Origin of the sequence: Streptomyces sp. NPDC047072 (assembly GCF_040643855.1) — a bacterium.
Lineage (GTDB): Bacteria > Actinomycetota > Actinomycetes > Streptomycetales > Streptomycetaceae > Streptomyces.
Genome location: NZ_JBEYVC010000074.1, coordinates 17,192 through 37,712, shown reverse-complemented (window position 1 = coordinate 37,712; position 20,521 = coordinate 17,192). Strand labels below are relative to the sequence as shown.

15 protein-coding genes and 1 pseudogene are annotated in these 20,521 nt (G+C 67.1%); 12 read left to right on the top strand and 4 right to left on the bottom strand.

The features are described from left to right. Positions 1 to 83 precede the first annotated feature (83 nt). Genes ABZ896_RS28045 through ABZ896_RS28035 form a run of 3 tightly spaced genes read left to right on the top strand, consistent with a single transcriptional unit; the run spans position 84 to position 7,287 of the window. Complete coding sequence (locus ABZ896_RS28045; protein WP_360934865.1) at positions 84 to 3,116, top strand: TnsA-like heteromeric transposase endonuclease subunit; 3,033 nt, start codon at positions 84 to 86, stop codon at positions 3,114 to 3,116. Continuing rightward, positions 3,116 to 4,261 carry a TniB family NTP-binding protein gene (locus ABZ896_RS28040; RefSeq protein ID WP_360934862.1) on the top strand — a complete coding sequence of 382 codons (1,146 nt, stop codon included), beginning with the start codon at positions 3,116 to 3,118 and terminating at the stop codon, positions 4,259 to 4,261. The genes ABZ896_RS28045 and ABZ896_RS28040 overlap by 1 nt, the downstream gene beginning before the upstream one ends. Further along, positions 4,258 to 7,287 carry a LysR family transcriptional regulator gene (locus tag ABZ896_RS28035; RefSeq protein WP_360934859.1) on the top strand — a complete coding sequence of 1,010 codons (3,030 nt, stop codon included), beginning with the start codon at positions 4,258 to 4,260 and terminating at the stop codon, positions 7,285 to 7,287. Before ABZ896_RS28040 ends, ABZ896_RS28035 begins: the two co-directional genes overlap by 4 nt. 198 nt (positions 7,288 to 7,485) lie before the next feature. Here the strand turns inward: ABZ896_RS28035 and ABZ896_RS28030 are convergent, their stop codons facing one another. Continuing rightward, positions 7,486 to 8,415, bottom strand: a complete 930-nt coding sequence (locus tag ABZ896_RS28030; protein WP_360934856.1) for a helix-turn-helix domain-containing protein — start codon at positions 8,413 to 8,415, stop codon at positions 7,486 to 7,488. Between the two features lie 677 nt (positions 8,416 to 9,092). Here ABZ896_RS28030 and ABZ896_RS28025 point away from each other — a divergent pair. The 5 genes from ABZ896_RS28025 to ABZ896_RS28005 all read left to right on the top strand — a co-directional run bounded on the left by ABZ896_RS28025 (position 9,093) and on the right by ABZ896_RS28005 (position 14,579). Continuing rightward, entirely contained in the window at positions 9,093 to 9,644 is a 552-nt protein-coding gene (locus tag ABZ896_RS28025; RefSeq protein ID WP_360934853.1) for a DUF3558 family protein, read from the top strand. A 441-nt stretch (positions 9,645 to 10,085) separates the two neighbouring features. Beyond that, positions 10,086 to 11,576 (top strand): PrsW family glutamic-type intramembrane protease, encoded by a 1,491-nt coding sequence (locus ABZ896_RS28020; RefSeq protein WP_360934850.1) that lies wholly within the window; start codon positions 10,086 to 10,088, stop codon positions 11,574 to 11,576. Continuing rightward, entirely contained in the window at positions 11,573 to 11,890 is a 318-nt protein-coding gene (locus ABZ896_RS28015; RefSeq protein WP_360934847.1) for a hypothetical protein, read from the top strand. The genes ABZ896_RS28020 and ABZ896_RS28015 overlap by 4 nt, the downstream gene beginning before the upstream one ends. 161 nt (positions 11,891 to 12,051) lie before the next feature. Then, positions 12,052 to 14,040 carry a hypothetical protein gene (locus ABZ896_RS28010; protein ID WP_360934844.1) on the top strand — a complete coding sequence of 663 codons (1,989 nt, stop codon included), beginning with the start codon at positions 12,052 to 12,054 and terminating at the stop codon, positions 14,038 to 14,040. Positions 14,041 to 14,342: 302 nt separating this feature from the next. After that, positions 14,343 to 14,579: a hypothetical protein gene (locus tag ABZ896_RS28005; RefSeq protein WP_360934841.1), complete on the top strand. Its 237-nt coding sequence runs from the start codon at positions 14,343 to 14,345 to the stop codon at positions 14,577 to 14,579. 158 nt (positions 14,580 to 14,737) lie between these two features. On the opposite strand, the gene ABZ896_RS28000 is transcribed toward ABZ896_RS28005, so the two are convergent. After that, entirely contained in the window at positions 14,738 to 15,364 is a 627-nt protein-coding gene (locus ABZ896_RS28000; RefSeq protein WP_360934838.1) for a hypothetical protein, read from the bottom strand. Between the two features lie 35 nt (positions 15,365 to 15,399). Beyond that, entirely contained in the window at positions 15,400 to 15,663 is a 264-nt protein-coding gene (locus ABZ896_RS27995) for a hypothetical protein (protein WP_360934835.1), read from the bottom strand. 218 nt (positions 15,664 to 15,881) lie between these two features. Between ABZ896_RS27995 and ABZ896_RS27990 the strand changes: the two are divergent. Further along, positions 15,882 to 16,154: pseudogene (locus tag ABZ896_RS27990) on the top strand (AraC family transcriptional regulator); the annotation flags it as partial. A gap of 52 nt (positions 16,155 to 16,206) precedes the next feature. Here the strand turns inward: ABZ896_RS27990 and ABZ896_RS27985 are convergent. After that, complete coding sequence (locus tag ABZ896_RS27985; protein ID WP_360934832.1) at positions 16,207 to 16,356, bottom strand: hypothetical protein; 150 nt, start codon at positions 16,354 to 16,356, stop codon at positions 16,207 to 16,209. An 820-nt stretch (positions 16,357 to 17,176) separates the two neighbouring features. On the opposite strand from ABZ896_RS27985, the gene ABZ896_RS27980 reads away from it, so the two are divergent. The 3 genes from ABZ896_RS27980 (at position 17,177) to ABZ896_RS27970 (ending at position 20,208) form a co-directional block, all read left to right on the top strand. Then, positions 17,177 to 17,473, top strand: coding sequence for a hypothetical protein (locus tag ABZ896_RS27980; protein ID WP_360934829.1), 297 nt, complete (start codon positions 17,177 to 17,179; stop codon positions 17,471 to 17,473). Between the two features lie 213 nt (positions 17,474 to 17,686). Continuing rightward, positions 17,687 to 18,418 (top strand): sigma-70 family RNA polymerase sigma factor, encoded by a 732-nt coding sequence (locus ABZ896_RS27975; protein ID WP_360934826.1) that lies wholly within the window; start codon positions 17,687 to 17,689, stop codon positions 18,416 to 18,418. Between the two features lie 80 nt (positions 18,419 to 18,498). Continuing rightward, the gene (locus ABZ896_RS27970; protein WP_360934823.1) at positions 18,499 to 20,208 is read left to right on the top strand and encodes a M48 family metallopeptidase; all 1,710 of its coding nucleotides are present in this window, start codon (positions 18,499 to 18,501) and stop codon (positions 20,206 to 20,208) included. The last annotated feature ends 313 nt before the right edge of the window (positions 20,209 to 20,521 follow it).

The window sequence follows — 20,521 nt, the reverse complement described above, 5'->3', positions numbered from 1 at the left end:
GCAGCTGATCGAGGCCGGGATTTCTGCTTCCCGCTCTCGCTGCTCGGGGGTGGGTCATGTCGCGTGTGGTCGGCGAAGTCACGATGAGTCTCCGTCTCCTGGACGGGGAGATCGACGAGGACCTGGTCTGGTCGACGACAGGTGTTGACGTCTTCGAACCGTCGCTGCCGTGGCGTACGTTTCGGTGGCGGGACGGCCAGAAGCACTACTCGGGAACGTATTGGTCTTCCACCATGCGCGACCATGTCGTGTACGAGTCGCGGCTTGAACTGACGCGCCTGCTCTACGCCGACTTCGACCAGGCCGTGACGGCCGTCTATGCGCAGCCATTCCTGTTGTCCACCACCGTGGATGGCCGTCGGCGCCGTCATGTCCCCGACTTCTTGGTGCTGCGCGAGAAGGGCGTGCCGCTGGTCGTCGACGTCAAGCCGCGCCACCTGCTCACCCGGCCGAGGGTGAACTTCGCACTTGGCTGGGCCCGCGAGGTCGTTCTGTCGCGTGGCTGGGACTTCGAGGTGTGGTCCGAGCCGCCGGAAGCGGAGTTGGCGAACCTGCGTTTCCTTGCGGGCTATCGCCGCGACTGGCTCTTCGACGAGGAACTGCTCGCCGAGATCCGGGAGGCGGACCTGTACGGGGCGTCACTCGGCGATGCCTTTCGCGCCTTTCCGCACCATCCGGAATGGCGGGTGCGGGTCGCTGTGCTGCGGCTGTTGTGGTGTCAGCACTTCGTCACGGACCTGACGGAAGTGCTGTCCGAGCGCCACGTGCTGCGCCAGGGGCCAGCTTCGGTGCTCGGGGCCGGGCGACGCGACCTTCCCCGCCCGGTGGAAGCGGGCGAGCCCGACGACGAAGAGGACGAGCAGGTCCATCTGATCCAGAGGGCACGGAGGGGAGGGCGTGTGAGCGGAGCCGCTGTGCGTGTCGGAGTGGGCACGCGGCTGATGTATGACGGGGAAGCCGTCGTGGTGGAGGAGATGTTCGGCTCGGCGGCCGGCAACGAGGTCTTGGTCCGTGACCGGTTGGACCGGCGCTTCCGGCTGTCGCTGCGTGAAGTTCTCGCCTCCGGCCGGGCCTCGGTCATCGCGACCGGGCCGGGCCCGGAGGCGGACGACGACGGCGAGACGGCATCGGTGTTGTTCGCTCAGCTCGGCGATGAGGCGCTTGCCGAGGTCAGGGAGCGTGCGGCCCACATCAACGAGGTGCTCTGCGGCTTCCGTTCAGGCAATGCCGAATTCCCGGAAGCGGGCGAGCCCCGGCCACAGTACGGGTCCACCGTGCCCAAGCTGCAGCGGTACGAGGCGAAGGCCACGGAGCTGGGCGTGAGCGTACGCACGATCAAGCGGTGGGTCAGTGCCTTCCACACCGACCGGGAGGCCGGGCTTGTGTACGGCGGCCCGGACCGCGGAAGTGGGGACATGGGCGGGCTGGGCCGGGCCGATCCGCGGTGGGTGGAGATGGCCTTGGAGATCATGGCTGAGCACGGCGAGGACTCCAAGCCCACCCGCGGGAAGGTGATCCGCAGTGTCGGCCCCCGCCTGGTGGCCCGGCACGGCAAGGGCGAGGTGAAGCTGCCGTCGAGGGCGACGGCGTACCGGTGGCTCGAGGAACTGGAACGCAGGTTGCCGACGTTCCGTCTGAGTTCGAAGCGCAACCGGGACATCGCCGGCCGGCCGCCGGGTGCGTACGGGAAGCTGCGGCCCACGAGGCCGGGCGAGTACCTGCTGATGGACACCACGCGCCTGGACGTCTTCGCGATGGACCCGATCACGATGAAGTGGGTCCAGGCCGAACTTACGGTCGCGATGGACTGGTACGACAGGTGTGTGACGGGGATCAGGGTGACGCCGGTGTCCACGTCGTCGATCGACGTCGCGGCGGTGATGTTCCAGACCTACCGGCCCCGTCCGGCCGGCAAGGACTGGCCCGCGTACGCGGTGTGGCCCGACCACGGTATCCCCCGCACCGTGTTCGTCGAGCGCGAGGCTCTCGAACCCGAAGAGGAGAAAGAAGGGAAGGCGAAGAAGGTCAAGAAGCGCGGTGTCGCGAGCCCGGCGCTGGTGCCGGAGACCATCGTGGTCGACCACGGCAAGCCCTACATCTCCGAGCACATCACGTCCGTCTGCCAGCGGCTCGGCGTGTCGATCCAACCGGCCCGGCTTCGAACGGGCCGGGACAAGGGACCGATCGAAAGATTTTTTAAGACCCTGCGCGAGGGACCGCTTGAGGTGCTGCCCGGCTACAAGGGCCCGGATCTGTTCTCGCGGGGCGAGCGGCCGGAGGACCAGGCGTTCTTCTTCCTCCACGAGTTGGAGGCAATTATCCGGGAATGGGTGGCCTGCGTGTATCACTTGAGGCCGCACAGGGGGCTCGTGGACGCGTACGCGCCGGGGGTGCGTCTGTCTCCGGCGAAGATGTTCGAGCACGGCGTCGCTCGGGCTGGCTATATCGAGGTGCCCCGGGATCCGGCGCTCGGCTTCGAGTTCCTGAAGACCGAGTGGAAGCCGACCCACCATTACGGCGTTGAGATCCGCAAGTGCCGTTACAACGGCCCGGGCCTGGACGGCTACCGGGGCGAGACCAGCCCGTACACCGGCCCCAAGGCCAAGGGACTGTGGCCCGTCCAGGTTGACCCGGACAACATCAACTACGTCTACTTCCGCCGTCCGGACACCCGTAGCTGGCACACCCTGGAGTGGGAACACGCCCCGGCGCAGAAGTTCCCGATCAGCGAGGGTGCCATCGAGATCGCCCGGAAGGTCGCGGGCGAGAAGTACCCCTATCCCGATGACGAGACTGCGGTCGCGGAACTCCTCGAACGCTGGCACCTGGGCCTCGGGCTGACCATGGCCGAGCGGCGCCTGGCCCTTCGCCGGGCCCGTGAACAGTCCGCCTTCGACCTGCCGGACACCGCCGAGGACGACATGCGCGCGCTGCCGACTGTCGCCCGGATCCTCACCGCCACCGACGACCCGGATGAGGACGGGACGGCGGAGCCGACGACGGACGAGGTCGAGCCGTACGAGGGCCTGGTGGCCGGAGATGACGACGAGGACGACGAGCTCGATAGCCCGGATACCGCTGAGGACTTCTACGACGACGCCATGGAGGACGCATAATGCCGCCCGCGGAACCCGAGAAGCCCGAGATCGCGCACTTGGACAACCTGACGCTCTCGCGCAAGGAAGGCTTGGGGGCGATGGCCACGGCGCCGCCCCGCAAGCGGCCGGAGCTGCTCACCCTCAAGCAGAAGGCGGACCTGGGCGAGGCGGCGCTGCTGGAGTACGAACACGAGCGGTCCGTGTGGCACGCCAACATCGGACCGCTCGCCACGCCTCAACTCAAGGCGTTGCAGGAGGACTTGTGGGACATCATCACGAGTAATCAGCAGGACGGCGACAAGGCCAAGGGTGCCGTCGCCGTGGACGCCCATCCCGGCCTCGGCAAGACCACCGCGGTCCTGAACTTCGCGCTGAAGTACCACCGGCAGGTGATCGCGCGACAGGGAGAGTTCACCGCCGCCGGGCACGAGCGGTGGCCGGTCTGCCGGGTCGGGCTGACCAGCAACATCGGCATGAAGGAATTCAACCGGTCCTTGCTCGAGTACTACGCGCACCCCGGCCGTAGGACCGGCACCGCCGCGCTCTTCGCGCAGCGCGCCCTGGACTGCGTTTTGGAATGTGAGACGAGGGTCTTGATCATCGACGACCTGCACTTCCTCAAATGGCAGGACAAAACGGGCACCGAGGTCAGCAACCACTTCAAGTACATCGCGAACGAGTTCCCGGTCACCCTGATCTTCATCGGCGTCGATCTGGCCAACCGCGGCCTGTACTCCGAGGCCCACGCCCGCGGCAACATCACCCTCGCCCAGACGGCACGCCGCACGACGCCCCTGACGATGGAACCCTTCACCGTCAGCAACAACAAGCACCGCGTCGAGTGGCGCAAGCTGCTGCTGGGGCTGGAACAGCGGATCGTGCTGTGCCAGGCATACCCCGGCATGCTCGCCGACGACCTGTCCGACTACCTCTACATCCGCAGCAGCGGGCACATCGGCTCCCTGATGACGCTCATCAACCGTGGCTGCCAGCGCGCCGCCCGCCTGGGCACCGAAGTCCTCGATCAGGACCTCCTCGATCACGTGAAGCTGGACGCGGCGGCGGAGAAGGCGCGCAAGGCCCTCGCGGAGAAGTTCGCCCGCGGGACGATGACGACCAAGCCCCGTCCCCGCAGGGCGAAGCCCAAGAAGACGGGCGAGTGAGAGAATCGCGTACCCTGCCGCTGCGGTGCGTCCCGTACGACGGTGAGGCCCTGGACTCGTGGCTTGAAGTGGTCGCGGCCCAACTGCGGGTCCCCATGGGTGAGGTGCTGGTCGCCCTCGGGCTGCGCCAGGAGGGTGCCCAGCCCCTGGGCTGGGCACCGTGGATGACGCTGCTGCTACCAAGCGAGGCCGACCACCTGGCCCACGCCACCGGCATCGCGCGCGAGCGCCTGCACGCGATGACGCTCGCGCACTTCGACGAGCGAGCCCTGATCGTGGATCACGCCCGCCGCCGCGTCAACCGGTCTCTCGCGTGGGGACGCAGCGCCGGCAGCGGTTCACGCTTCTGTCCGGACTGCCTTGGGGAGAACGAGGGACGCTGGCCGCTGCGCTGGCGCCTCGGCTGGTCTTTCGCCTGCCTCACCCACCGGCGGCTTCTGGTGGATTTCTGCCCCCGGTGCGGATCACGCCAACGGATGCGCCCGTACCCCTCCCAGCTCATTCCACGGCCTGGCCGGTGCGACTATGTGGGCTCGCCGCAGGCCGACGGGGCCCCTCGGTTCCATTGCCTGCACCCGCTCTCCGAGGCCGAGAGCCCGGTCGTCGACGCCGGACACCCCGCGCTACTGGCCCAGCAGGACCTGCTCGACGCCGTCATCCAGGGCATTGGTTCCTTCGGCGTCTACAGCCATGATCCGCAACCTTCCCTGTCGGTGCTCGCCGACATGAAGGGCATCGCCCGCCGCGTCCTGTTCCACATGCCGTCGTACCGGATGTCCCGGCTCGTCCCGGAAGAGCTGGTCCAGGCGCACCTTCACGCCCGGGAGCACAACAGCAGCCTCAGCAACGCCAAGCGGCGCGCGCCGGTCGACCCCGGACGGGCGGCCCCGGCGTACGTGGCGACGGCCGCCGCGGGCGCCACCGCCGCCTGGAGCATCCTCGGGCAAGCCGACTGCCGCCAGGCAGCTCCCCGGATGCGGGAGCTCCACGATGCCATCGTGGACCGCGGCTACTGGGCCAGCCCGACCGTGACCCGTGCCTGGGGCCGCCACACCAGTCCGGTGCTGGAATCCGTCCACCTGGCGGCGGTCGCGCCGACCCTGTGGCCCAACGCGGCTCTGCGCTACCGCACCGCCTTGCCCACCCCGTCGATGCCGACCGCCACGCCCTCCCAGGTCGCCGCCCGGGCCCGTAAGATCCCCGGCGTCATTTGGCCGCTGTGGGCTGTTCGCCTCAACCCCGTCCCTCAGGTGCGCGACCACCTTGCCGCCTCGCTCGCGGCAAGCTTGCTGCTGGTGAACAGCCGGATCGAACTCGCCGCGGCCGTCAAGGAACTCGGAGACCTCATCGACCAGCCCATCCTGACGCACACGCTGCAGGCGCTGCGCGACGACGCCCGCTACGAAGGGATCCAGCTCGCCCTGATCAGTCTGGTAGCCTACCTCGACAGCCACGATGTACCCATCGACTACGCGCGGCGTCGGCGCCTCGACTACACCGGTCTGCTCCGGCTGGAGGAGTGGCGTGAGGTGTGGGACCGCTCGTTGCTGCCGCCCCGCGCCAGTCAACGCTTCGAGCCCGCGCGGTGCTTCCTGTTCGAGCGCATCAGTGGTCTGCCCTACCCGCAGATGCCTGATCCTCCGAACAACTCTCTGTCGTTCAGGACCCGGTGGGGGCGATTCCCGCTTCTGCTCACCCGCGGTCTGATCGACGGGCTCGACCAGATCGGCCGCGCGTTCCTCGATCGGAACGGCATCCAGGACGAACCGGTGTTCTGGCAGCCGCCGGCCAGTCTGCTGGACGGCCTCGATCTGCCCCGTCCCGACCCCGCCCGCCTCGACATCGAGCAGTTGCGCACGCTCGTCAACGCCGGGCAACCCCCTCTGGCCATCGCACAGGCGCTCGGCACCGACCTGAGGAGCCTTCGCTACGTCGCGACCCAACACCCGCTGCCCACGCCCGACCTGTCCATCGAGGCGATCCGGGCACGTGCTTCCGGCCGCGTGATCACGAGCGTGCCCCTGGCCCGGGAACTCCTTCCCACGGACCGGCTTGAGCAACTGTACGTGGACGAGGACCGCCCGTTCACAGAGATCGAGCGCGAGACGGGCGTCAGCCGCAAGACCCTGGCCGCGCTCTCGGACGAGTACGGCATCCCCCGACGCTCCACCACTCAGCGCAAGAAGCTGGACAAGCAGTGGCTCCATGAGCAGTACATCGTCCAGGGCCGCACGCTGGCCGACGTCGGGCGCGAGACCGGCATGAGCGGAGCAGCCGTGGCAGCCCGTGCACGCGGCCATGGGATCCCGGTGCAGAACAACAGGCAACCCCAGCAGGCGCGGTACGACTTCGCGTCGGCACCCGCAGTGATCCGCCCCAGCCTGAACAACACCTACGCCATCCGACGACTGCGCATCTTCCTCCAGGTCGTCCGGTACCCCACCCTCGGCGAGGCGTGCCGCACTCACGGTCTCTCCCAGGGAACCGTCACCCAGCAGTTGCAGCGGCTGGAGTCCGACCTCGGCGGCCCCCTGCTGATCCGCGCGGGCCGAGGCCGGCAACTCGAACTCACCCGTCTCGGCAGAGAAGTTGTGCGGGCCATCGAAGGCTGGGCTCACACCCTCGTAGACCAGCCGCGCGAGACCTGGCAGCGATCGGCGCCTCGGCGCTCACCCACCGTGGGCACCAAGCGAAGGGTGCGGGCGAGGAGCCCGGACGACGCCCCGAATGTGGACTGCTTTCCCGCCCTCCTGCAGCCCTCGGTGCGCACCTACGCCGGGCAGCGGCGGCTGCACCGGTTCCTCCAGGCCGCCGCCTACCCCACGCTGGCGGCGTTCTGCCGCGACATCGGCATCAGCCCCTCCGCCCTGACCCCTCAGCTCCAGCACCTGGAGCAAGACCTCCAAGGTCAACTGCTGATCCGCGGCCAGTGCGGACACCGGATGCGCCTGACCGACTTCGGGAGGAAGGTCCTCGCCGCCGCCCAGCCGTACGCCGACCAGCTCGCCACCCACGACCGGCAGTAGCTGAAGGCGAGGACGCGGAAGGCGTTGCGGACGTCGGTCAGCGGTCGCGGGTGCGACAGAGCTCGTTCAACATCAGCACCGCCCACCACCCTTGGCCCGGGGGTGCCGGGTCCAACGTCCCGGTGATCACCGACGCGGTGGTGGTTCGGGATCGAGTGCGGGCGCCGGAGTTCGTCAGTAGTGGTCCGTACGTCGCCCTCAGCTCTCCCTATGTCTCCGGCGCAAGTCGTTGACGTTTTCACCGAACTCACGTTTCAGCGCCCTGCCCAGGTGTTTGGTGTCGAGCACTCCCCACCGTGCCGCGATCGCGGCGGTGGACCGGTCGGCGAAGGCCGGGGTGAGAAGGTCGCGGCGGATACGCAGCAACCGCTCATGCCGGACCCAGGCGGCGAAGGTCAGGTCACCACCCTGGAAAAGCTTGTGCAGGTGTCGGACGGAGATCTGGTGCAGGCGGGCAACCCCTTCGGCGCTGAGCTGGTCGTCGTCGAGGTTTGCCAGCACATAGGCGCGGATGCGGTCGGCGAGGGAACTGGCGACGGAGGCCACCTCGGGGGTGGTGTCGGTGAAAGCGGCGAGCAGCAGCGAGGTGACCGCGTCCGCCAGGTGCATGCGTGCCGGTGCCTGGCTGGGGCGGGTCTCGTGGAGTCCGGACAGTGTGCAGCTGAGGAGTCTGCCGACCCCGGACTGGGGGGAGACGGGAAGTGCTGTGCGCCGGCCTATGGAGTCCGCGTGCCGGCCGAGGCTTGTCCGGGGCACGCAGAGCACGGTCATGTCGCTGGGAGCGGCACCGATGAGCCGGTAGGGCCGGGTGTTGTCGCAGGCGAACATTTCACCAGGTTTCAGCACGGTGGTCCGGTCGTCCTGGGTCGCTATGAGCCGGCCGCGGTGGTGCAAGGTGAGGTGCATCAACTCCTGGTCCGTGGAGGTGATGCTGTCGCCGCCCCGTGTGACCGTCGCGGCGGTGGCGTAGATGCGGGTGACCGTCACCGGGCCGATGGCCGTGTGGTCGACCGTGGCCCGGAAGACCGGTGGGCCGGGATCGGTCACCCGCAGCGGGGCGAACAAGGACGAGGCCGCCGCCTCGAACGACTCGATTCCCCTTAAAAGGGAACTCTTGCTGTCCGTCATGCTGGTGCACTCCTGCGATACCTGCCTGCGCTGGGATCCTACTGTCGCGTTGTGCACGAACTGGGGAGTCACGGTGCACGTATTGGTGCTTGTGTGTCTCCGCCCGTTCCTATGATCTGCGGTCAAAGCACCAGTGAGGGAAGAACGACGGCTTCGTAAACCCGGAGCCTGCGACAACGGGGGCAGCATGCGACACGCGGTCCCGCCCACGGCTGTCTTCGCCGTGCAGGCCATCACATATTCGATCGTTTCGCACACAACGGCGGTTCCTGCTCTACCGCCAGCCGAGTCCGGAGCGTCGTGGGGGAACGCCTCGAATCGGCTCCCGTCCCGGTCATCTGCGGCAGCCCGCATCGCCACCGGAGGACGAGAACGCAACGGGAACCCTTCCTCGCATGCTGAAGCTGGCAGCACCTGCGCTTTCCGTGACGGTCATGGCGCCCCGCAGCCCAGGGCGACCATCTCGGGAGGCAACGTTCCCGACCTCCTGAACCGTGCAGCCGTACCGGAGAACGTCACGGTCGCCCCTCTGCCCCTTGCCAGCAGGCATGAGCTTGAGGCTTCTCCCTTTCCCCGGACGAACACAAGCCCCGCACCCACACCTCCAATTGAAGACTGACTGCGCGAGCGATGAGACAGGTGAGATGAGGACGGATATGCGGCACAGGCTTCGCTGCGTGGCACTGCTGACTGCGGCGGCAATCCTTACAGGATGTGGTGACAGGGCGAAGGAGAGTTCGGGAGGAAAGAATGCGTCAGATGCGCCCACATCTTCCCTCATGAACAAGAAATCAATCAAGGATTTTGACGTGCAGCCCCTTAACCTGGCCGACGTCAAGCCGTGCAAACTCCTCACCACCGAACAGGCCAGAACACTCGGCCTCTATTCAGATAAGTCAAAGATGATGGGGATCCCGATGCAGCAGACTGCGGCCAACTGCTACTGGACCGATTCCGGAGGCACGGTCGACGTGCAAATCCATGAAGATACGGACGGCCCTGAAACCGTCGCATGGCTCAGCCTCCGCCAGGGAGGTAAACCCGAAACCATCAAGGGATACCCGGCAAGCGCCCTGAAAATCTCCAATACCTCATGCAATGTGCAGGTGGGAGTGTCGGACACTTACTACCTATACCTCCAAGTTCAATCCCACAAATTCCCCGGCGGTGCATGTGCTCTGGGGCGCAGCACAGCAGAGAAGATCCTGACTAACGAAACATCCGGCTGAATAGTTTGCACTCAGGAATCGGCGCATCCTGCACCGCCTCGGGGAGGTAACCATGGAATCCGCCGCAAAGAGAGCCGATCCGCCAGGTGACCCGGCCACCGACGACCGGGCAACCCCAGCACAACGACCGCAGAGCGCGCCCGAGTTCGGTCCTCGGCCCTACGTACGCCTCATGACCGCTCTTGGGGGGATCGGGATCGTGGCCGCCGCTGTCGCCTTGGGTCTGGGGCTCTCCAGCACTCCGGCGTTGCCGTTTCCGACAGACCTACCGAGCCTGCCGGGGCTGACGGGTCTGCCGAGCACCATGCCCACCGGGTACCCAACCGGTGGATCAACCGCCGATCCGGGGGCATCGCTGCCGCCGGATCTGCCGACCAGTGTGCCGAGCCTGCCCACCGCTTTTCCAGATCTGCCGGAACTTCCGCAGGTCGGCGGTGCGTCATGAGCGCGGCACCCGGAGCCGCCTCCACCCTGCCCGGCAAGGCACCCGCGCGCCTGCCCCGGTACGGGCTGGCGGGCGCGATCACCGTGGCGCTGGTGCTGTCCGCGGTCTACGCGGCCGGCCAGATCCTGTTCTGGTCGGCGCCCGAGCTCACCTCGCGTACGACCTGGATCAAGTTCTTCCTGTTGCCGGAGCCGGTGCCCTTCCGGGTGACGCGGGTCGTGCTCCTGATCGGCTGGGGCGTCGCCGCCCTGCTCGGCCTTGGCCTGCTGCTCACCCGGCGTGGCGGCGTGCCGGAGCGCCCGGTTCCGACCGAACAGACCGTCCTGGCCTGCCAGTACGGCATCCTCGGTGCCCTGCTGCTGCCGTTCGCAGTCATGCCACTGGCCGGACTGGGCGGTCACCTGCCGCAACTGCTGCTCTGCCTGCCCCCCACGCTGGCGGCGCTGCTCCTCGTCCACCGGGCGCAGCTCTATCGGCGCATGCCCGGATGGCTGCTGGCCGCCGGTTTCGGGTGGGGTGTGCTGATCGGCGGCGGCTTCGGCCTCGTCATGATCACTTGGATGCAGCGGTCCGTGCCGGGCTACTTCATGTCCGGTCCCTGGGAGCGCCCCCTGGACGGCGTCCGTGAGCTCTACACCCTGTTCCCCCTGGGTACGGCGGTCGTGACGGAACTCGGCAAGGCTGCCGGCGTGGCCGTCCTCTTCGTGCTTTTCCGTCGCCACGTAGATGGGGTGGTCTCCGGAGTGGTCCTCGGAGCAGCCGTCGGCCTGGGCTTCAACCTCACGGAGACGGTCCACTACCTGAGCCTGGTCAGCCCGGCGCACCGCTTCACCCAACTCTGGGACCGGCAGGTGGTCGGGCTGCTGACGGCACACGTAGCGTTCACCGCGCTCGCAGGCGCCGGAATCGGCGCGACCCGCTGGCTGCTCTCGCGCCGGGACCGGATGCTGGCCATCGGCGGCGGGCTGCTCGCCGCGACAGGCGGGCACTTCGAGGCAGACGTGGTGCTGATGCACCTCGACGGACGTAGGGCGGACTGGTACCCCAACGAGACCCTCGGACTGCTCGTCGGCATCCCCGTGATGACGGCCATCACCTCAGGGGTGTTCGTGGCGCTGTACGCGCTGATTCTGCGCTGCGGGCTCAGGGCTCAAGCGGTGGGGCTGACCCGTGCCCTGCACGCCGAGGCGGTCTGCGGCCTCGGCGCGGTCACCGAGCCGGAAATCGGCCTGCTGCTCTCCCCGCGCCGCCGCCTCTTGCTGGAACTGCGCGTGTGGCGCCGCGACGGCACGGCGGGGCTGCGCCACCTCCTGCGGTTCCAACAGGCGCAGCTCGATCTCGCCACGCAGCACTGGCACCGCGAACGCCCCGGCGCCGACTCCTACATCCCAGAGGAGGCAAAGCTCAGGGAGCGGGTCCTGGAGTTGAAGGGCGTACCCGCGTCTGCGCAATCAACCTCGCTGCCCACCCAGGAGACGCTGTCATGACCGGTTCTCGTATCGTGCGGCTTTCCACACTGGTCGCCGCAGCAGCCACTCTCGTTCTCGGCACGCCCTCGTCCGCCTCAGCACAGTGCGCCGCCCCCACCTACCACGGTGGCCTCCCCCTGTGGATCGGCACCTGCCCCGAGACAGTCGCCGGCGGCGCGTCCGCCGCGGTGTGGGTCTTGATCGTCCTCACTGCAGGGCTCTGGGCAGCCCGTGCGCTGGCCCGGTCGGACTCGGGCGGCACAACCGATCTGCAGCTAATCGACCGAGTATTCGATCAAGAGGAGCCGCCTAATACCGAGGACGAGCGGTGAACCGGCCAGGCACCGCTCTGCTCCGCACCCTGACGGCCCTCATACTGACGCTCACGGCGGCCCTGACCGCGCCGGCCCCCGTCGCCGTGGCACAGGCACACGGCTCGAAACCCGCGCGCGGGACGGAAGTACCGGACATGCACCAAGACCCCATCGGGCGCATGGCGTACGTCGAACGTGCGGCAAGAAACCTCTCCAGCCCGAGTAACACGGGAAGAGTGCTGGCCATCGGGTTCGTGGACATCACAAGGTTCGATGACGTCCCGACCCGAGGCCATGAGGTCTTCAACGTCGCGAAGCTCAAGACGACCAATCCGGCCCTGTACCACGAGCTCCGACTTGACGAACGGCCGCAGATCAAACGTTTCATGACCATCACGAGGACCAACGATCGCTCGGTCTGGCAGAACAACGAGATCGTCTTGAAAGGCAAGCACGCCGAGCAACGCGTCCTGGCCGACACGCTGGGCTTGCATGTGCCGACCAGTCGTCTCTTCGTCATCTACGCCGACTTCTCACCCTGCATCAGCATATGCACTCCCCAACTGCCACCCGATGCGGACTTGTTCTACGGGGCGGTCTACCGAGACCCCGGCTACTCGATGAAGCTGCGGAATCTCCTCAGTGAGGCATCGCACGCCACGGACGGCGACCCGGTCTTCCATCAAGAGGTGGCCGTGGCCAAGGCGCGCATGGCCGACCTCAAGGAGGAGAACAAGAAGCGGAAGTACGAGGAAGTCCGACGCAAGAACGAGGCGGCCAAGGAGGCTCGGCGGCTTTTCAGCACCGGCCAGGGGGGCGCCTGCAGTCACCAGAACCTCGCTGCCCGACTGACACTCGTATCGCAGTCCGTCGCAGCGGGATCCACCTGCGAGGCGACCTCTGCGGCAGCCGACAGCGGCCTCCTCAAGGCCCTAGCGGAAGACCCCTCAAAGTCCGGCGGCATCGACTTCTCCAGCATGCAACTCCGCTACCTGTCCGACCCCGGCGACGGCAGCGGACTGCAGTACTCCTTCACTGCCCGCCTCGACCCCACGAACGGCGACCTGCAGCCGTCGACCGGCCTGGACACCGCCCGAGAAACCTCCGACGCCTTCTTCGTCTGGCTGTCCCTCAACCCACAGGACTTCTGGGTCAACCTCAACCCCACCGAGCCGGACCGCATCGTCGACGACCAGCTGGGCCGCACGAACGCCGGACGGGTCCTGCTGGAAGCCGACCTGCGGATGAAGAAGACCGTAGGCAAGCTCGTCCACCCGCACACCGCGCTCGGCAAGCAATTCTGGAATGCTGTCCAGGGTGACTGCCTGTCTTTCCGCAACTGGATCGTCCCCGCCACCGCGACGGTCCATCAGGACGGCGACAAGCTGTACATCCTCGATGCTCCCCTCGATGTGAAGATGGAGACCGACTACCTGGCGGCCTCCGGAAAGTCCGCCAATGTTCCCACCTGTCCCCGCCAAGACCGGGCCACCGAGAACCACAACGAGCGCGCATTCCGCACACTGATCCTGCCCAAGCTCAAGAAGGCCATCAACACGGCCCCCGAGTACGCGGCCCTGCGCCGCGTCTATCTCGCCCGGGTGGCCGCCGAGTGGTACCGCGAACTGAGCTTCACACAGCACACCACATACAGTGATCTCATCGATTCGGACGACATCGACGATTGGCGGACCACACAGAACTGGAAGCCGCGGGACACCTTCGACAAGTACGTCGAGTCGTACACCAAGGGCGAGTACAAGGTCACGGACAAGACCACCAGTGGAGGCACGACCTATGTCCACAGGTTCGTCTACGGCGGAGTCGACCTCACCACTGTTCCCATCCGAAAGGTCTCCGACGACACGTTCGGCACAGACTTCAGCAGTCTCCCCGGGAGCGTGGACCACTCCCTCCGCACCCCCGTCGCCACTGGCGCTGAAGACACGGTCTGGCTCGGGGCTCCCACCCCCCGTGAAGTAGCCGCCGACCTCGGACCGACGGAGAAGTCCGTGTCCGCAGCCACCTGGGGGACCCGTCTCCTCCCGGCGCTCATCCTCCCCTTGGCCCTACTCCTTTGGCGCCGACGACGGCGCTTGAACACCGTTGCGGTAAGCCCCCTGCGCCGCACAGTAATGAGCACGGCCCGGAACGGACGGAAGCGATGAGGTGGCTCTCATCCTGCAGTATGGGTCTGTGCCCCTCGGTGTGTCGCAGACCCGGTAGAACGACACGACCGTCCGAAGTCCCGGAGATCGCGGGCAAACTGACCATCAAGATCGGCAAGAACGCCAGTTAGTCCCCGTCGGTCGCCTCGGTCTACCGGGCCCTCGCCGAAGCCGAAGAGGGGGACCCGCGGAACGAGGCGGAGATCCTCGGCTTCGGCGGCCAGTCGCCACCCGGATCACCGGGCCCGCATGGCGGAGGCAAGCGCGACCCTGGAGACGTAGAGATCGAAGTCGTCCTCATCGTGCCCGGCTGCCCCCACCAGCAGCTCGCCGAGGAACGGCTGCGCCAGGCCCTGGACGACGCCGGGCTGGCCCCCACCACCCGGGTCATCGACGGCCAGGCCGACACCGAGCGGCCCGGCTTCACCGGCTCCCCGCCGTCGCTGGTCTGCCGGATCTACGGCACCCCGCCGGGCCGGCCGGGGCAACCCGAGAGTGGCCATCTCCGCCAGGCCCTCGAAGCCGCAGCCGCGCAATGAGCAGGCGGCCCGCGGGAGAACACCGCGACCGGCACCTTCGCGTCCGGACGTACATGACCCAGGCGGCGAGGACGACGACAGCCGCTGCCCCTGACCCGTGGGCACCGTGTCGCGGTGTCTGGAACGCTGGCCTTGGCCTTGGTCGGCCGCCACTCCTTCTACCGCTCCGCCGCCCCGGTCGCCTCCGGCCGCCGCTGTGGCACCGGTGCGCGGCCCTGACCCTCGGCGCTGGCGCCGAGGTGAACCAGCCCAGCCACTACGACCACCGCACCCGTGACGATCGCAGAATAGGGAACGCCCCGGTGCCAGTAGGCGCCCAGCAGTCCGACCGGCGCCGACGAGGCGTCCTGGACGCGGAGTTGGAGCCAAGCCACCGTGGCGGTGACGCCCAGCATGGGGACCAGGGCGGTCGTCAGGAAGATCCCCGTGTTGGCGCGGCGCTCGAACTCGCCTCGGAAGCCTGCGATGGCCGCGCCTGCGAAGACCAGGACCGCGCCGAACGCGCCGACCAGCTCGCTGTTCCGCCAGGCGTCGGACTTCGCGTACGCCGTGTCGTGAGTGAGGATTTCCTCATACGTCTTCCAGTCGCTCCAGGTCCGGCCGCTGGTGACGCAGGTTTCGCCCGGGCTCATCGCGCGGCCCGCGCAGGACGGGATACCCGTGTACTCGACGCCCGGTGCGTGGTAGCCGTTGCGCAGCGCCCATGCGATGACCAGCCAGCCCACGACGAGCAGCACACCGCCCGCGGCGACGGCCTCCCACCGGCCGATTTCGCGTCCGTGCATGTCCGTTGTCCTCTGTCCGTACGACGACGCGGTGGTCACTTAATCCGCATGAGCCACAGGGTGAAGCGCAGGATTCCGTTGCCCAGCGGCTTCAGGACGCTCAAGAGGAACCCCATGACCGGCACGAGGACACACAGCGCCACGAAGGAGACGAGCCCGATGCCCAGCGTGTCCTTCGGCCCCACCGTGTAGAGGCCCACGCACGCCAGCACAAGGATCACCAGCAGGGCGATCACGCAGCCCCGGGCGAAGGCCGGGTCCATGTCCGAGGAGGAGCGGCGTGAGGAAGGGTGATACATCGTCATTCTCCGTGTACGGGCCACGCCCGGCGGCGCCGGTGGCACTCAGAGGGCCGAGCGTAGGGCGGAGGGCTGAGGCGCGGGCACCACTACGTGCACGGTGACTCTCCATTCCCTGCACATCACCGCAGTAGAGTGCTGGGCGATCGCCGGCGGGGGTATCGGCATAACAGACGGCAAGGGCCTCGGGCTGTGCGGAACGGAGGGGTTCGAGACGGCTGTCTCGTCGCTGTTCGCCCCGCTGCGCGTCGGACCCCGGCCTGTCGGCCTTCCGCGCCCTGATCGGCCACACCGCCGTCGGAGCGGCGATGATCACCCGGATCCGGGCCAACCCCGCAACGGTGACCAGGGACAGGCCCAGCATCAGCTCCACTGATCAGGAGTGGATGCACCTGACCCTGCATCACCGGGGCCGGATAGTGGTCTGCCAGGACGCCCGGGAGCCGGAGCTGAAACCCGGTGAGCTGTTCGCCTCTGACAACACACAGCCGTACCGGATCGTCGGCGCCAGCGACGAGCTGAACCTTGACGTCGTCGACACAGTCAGCTCACCTGGAAGCCGGAAGGCACGACGTAGTCACGGTCACCGGGCGACACGACGAGGGCGGTGTTGGGGTCCCAGTTGCCCGCCAGGGCCGCTTCGGTGCTGTTCGGTTCCCAGTTCCCGGCGAGTGAGTATCCGATCGTGGTCACGGTCACCGCGGCCACCCCCGACAGGAGTGCTCCAGTTACCAGCGCCGCCGTCCGCCCGCGCCGCGTCCTATTCCTGCACATGCTCGTGTCCCTCCGTTACGTCGGTCCTACGGCCTCCAACAGGATCCGACTCCTCTACAAATGGACCCAGACGCACGTCGGGTCGCTTGAAGCTCCGCCGTAGCTCACCGCCCCACACACCCAGGAGCCGGCGTACAGCGTTTCCGTGCGAAGAGGGAAAGACCAGACGACGGCCCCTTCGGCACACGCCGCCGGGCCGTACTGGTCAATCGGCTGTCCGAGGTTGTCTGTGGCCCAAACGTGTGGGACCACTCCGCAGAACGAGGTCGGGAAGTACGGGGCCGTCGTCGAGTCGTAGTGCACCTCAACGCTTTGCACATACACGCCAGTCCCGTGGACGGTCACACAAACGTTGTTCCATGTACCGGGTCCAGGTGCCGTATTGCAGTTCGAGCCGGTGGCGTTGGCTGTTCCGCCGATCCCGATGAGGGCCGGGATGGTCAGGATGCCTACTGCGGCTGCACGCTTAAGAACAGCACGTGATGGTTTACCCACAGGAATTCTCCCCGTCACCGAGAGCGCGATTAGGATGGGCCGTGGCTTTGGCTGCCATTGCAGTGACGCGTGCCAGCCCCTGAATTGCAGATTCAGGTTGCGCCTCACTCATTGACGATCGTAGAAGAATTCAGTGCCCCCAAAACACCAATACGCGCACTGCGACTCCCCAGTTCGTGCAGCAAAGTCTCGCAGCAGACATCAATGCGGGCGAGATGATCCCGTGTGCGCACGGTTCATACTGATGGAGCCGTCCGAGGTCTTGGCCCGCCTGCGGAGCCTGCTGGACGTCGAGCACCGGCCGACCATCATCGTGGTGTCCGGCGGGGAGCCGATGATGCAGCAGCGTGAACTTGTGCCGCTGACAGGCTGCCGATGCGGACCCGCCATGCATCTCTTTGAGGCTGATCCTGGTGGGCTCGGGCAGCCTCCACTTCTGGGCCCGCGCGGCCACCTCTGCCGCGACCGCTGCGACGCCACCTCCGATGAGTTCGACAACGGCAGTAAACGCCTTGGGCGTGTCGCGGCTGTCTTGTGGTGAAGGCTCATCGAGGGAAGGACAGTTGGTGGTCGTGGCAATGGCGTTGGAGACAGCTACAGCAGTGCTGACGTTGGCAGGGGAGGTGCTCCGGCTTGCGCGGATACGGCGGCCGGGTCGTACCAGTCGTACGTACGGGCACAGAGTCGAAGTTGTCTACCGCACCGACAGCACCGGGCAGAGGTGCCCGCGATGCCGGGAGGAAGGGCCGAAGGCGTGACGGGGGTAGAGAGGCCGGACGGAAACGATTGGAGGGGCGCGTCGTTCAATGCGTTCTTCCAGCACACGTACCCACACCTGCGGGCCGCAGCGTGGATGCTGTGGCCCGAGGGCGGCAGCGAGATCGACGACGTGATCCAGGACGCCTACGTTGAGCTGTTGATCCGCTGGGAGACCCATCAGGGCTACGACAGCCCCGAGGGATGGGTGCGCAAAGTCATGAAACAGCGGTTGGTCAAGGCACGGCGAAAGTGGTGGCAGCGGGCGAACAACATCAAGGAGGGAACTCCCATGACCGCTCCGGAAGTTGATCCCCATACCAACGCAGAGGTTCGGGAGGTACTGGACGCCCTCGCCGAACTGCCCGACCGTCAACGTGAAATCATGGTGCTCGAGTACGTCCTCGGGTGGAGCCGACAGGAAATCGCCGAGACGCTGGACATTAGCCACTCGACGGTTCGTGTGACTGTACGCAATGCGCGCTCCCGGCTATGCGAGATCCTCGGGTTGGGTAGCGAGGAAGGCGCGGGAAACGAACTGCAGCCCGCACCGGTCGTGTTTGGGCGGCCGCTTGTTGCGCCGCCGGGGGCAGACCCGCTCGTTGGCCTGCTGCGTAGGACGTACACGGTAATGGCCGCAAGCTACGCCCATGCTGAGGCCGACCAGCAGCGCCGGCTCGCGGTGATCCGCTCGAAAGCCGCTCAAAGCCCGAACACGGAGGCAACGTGAGGTCCCCGAGTGCAGCGGCTCGGCGGTATGCGGAGGAGATCGCGCTCCAGGTAGTGGCGGGGACGCTCGTCATCGGAGGGATGGCGCTCACCTTGGCCTTCTCTGCCGCCTGGCTCGCGGTGATGGTGGCCTCGCTGACAGTGTTCCTACTGCTGCCCGGTTTGACGGTCCTCGTCTCGGCCGCCGTCTTTCCTCTGCTGGTCCTCGACATTCGGGTACTGCGGGAGATCCTTCGGACCGGCGGGCTGCCACGTGACGCGACGTGGGTGCCTTCAACCACCCACGCGGGGCTTCATGCTGCGGTGCGTGAGGCCGCCGAGGCGATAGGATCGTCGCCACCGGACAGGATCTGGCTCACCTGCCGTCCCACCGCGTCCGTCCACCAAGTCCGCAGATTCCTCCGGCGCTCACGTCGTATCCGCCAGATCTGCATCGGACTGCCCCTCTTGGCGGGACTGTCCCGCCAGGAACTCGGCGCTGTGCTCTGCCACGAACTGGCGCACTACACACAGCGGCACGCCACCTTCAGCACGTCGGTCTACCGCGGCTCCGCGCTGCTCGGCGTCGCACGAATGGGCCTGAGCCGCGAGCAACTGCCCACCAGCGATGTCGCCCCGGTCGACCGTCTCCTCAAAGGCATGGCATGGCTGCAGAAGCAGACCGTCGCCGGCTATTCCTGGGTCTACGACCTGATGACGCTATTCATCAGGCGCCGTCACGAATACGCCGCAGACCGTGCAGCAGCCCAGATATGGAGTGCCGAAACCATGGCGGCCGCTCTGCACCGCGCCGATACGACCGCAGCCGCGTGGGCCCGGTTCTCCAGACAATTCGCCCGTGCCCAGCACGAGGGCGCTTTGCCGACCGGTGAGCTCTTCCACCTGTTCGCCCTCACACTCGACCATCCGCAGCCGTCCACGCCGCAGGTCCCCGCTCCATGGCACCGAACACTGCGCGACTCCCACCCGCCCCTGCACCGCCGGCTGAAAGCCCTCGCACCATCACTCCAGAGCGCGCCGTCACGCGCCCAACAGGACTCCGCCCTGGGGTTGCTGGACCCCGACCCGCAGTTGTTGGCGGAGGTTGCCGCGCTCATCCGTCCTGCCGGTCTGCGTCAGAGCTACAGGCCAGAGAACGAGAGTGCGCCGACAGCGCGCCGGACTCTACCAGGCCAGCTCACGGACACCGTGTTCATAGCAGCGGGAAGTATCGGGTTCCTGACATTCTGGCTCTCAGGGGTCTTCTCGCCAAGCCTCGACGGATTACCCCTAAGGCTCGCGTTTATGATCGCTCCTGCCCTGGCTGGACTGGGCCTCGTCTTGGCCACGCTCGCCCCGGCAGCCGGCCCTCGGCGCCTGAGGCGCTGGTTCAACTCAATGAACCTCATCTCGGTGACCCTGCTGCTGTGTGTCGGTTCACTTCGATTCGGCACGGCGCTATTTCTGGGCGATATGTTCACATCCGCAATAAGTTTCGCGTTCCTCGTGAACGCGCTCGTGTTCGTCGGGCCATTGTGGAACCTTGGCCAGCGAGCAGGAGTGGCGCGGACCATCTTTGCGATCTTCTTCGCTGGGGGCTTCGCCTTCAATACCCCCCAAGCGCGGACGGACGAGGCCGGTATAACTGAGCCCCTGATCCCCTGGGACAACTCGATCATTGTCGTCTTCCTCCTTTTCCTTCTCCCGTCCGTGGTTGTCTTGCTCTGGCCGCGAGTGCGCAAGCACCTACGGCGGCGTGCTTCCGCCCGGGATCTCCGCCTTGACGCACCAGCTCAGTCGCCACATGCCTGACCTGCTCCCTCTGACTGGGCGCCGTGCCGGGCAAGCGCCGTCGGAGCGGTCATGTCAGGGCCACCGGCCCTGTCCACAGGGGCCGCGCCGACGGCTCGTCCGTTCGCAGCGAGTCCGTGGGGGCTGTCATGGCCAACACTGATGAGGAAACGCCCACTTGAGCGTCATCGTCTGCCGTACCGCCCCGCGGCTGATCCGCAGCGCATTTAGCGGGTGCGGGCTACACGGGACAAGATCGTGAGACGGAGTAGCAGTGGCCCTCAATTGAGACAGTTGAGAAGGTCCAGGTCGCGACAGCGGAACGGGACATTCC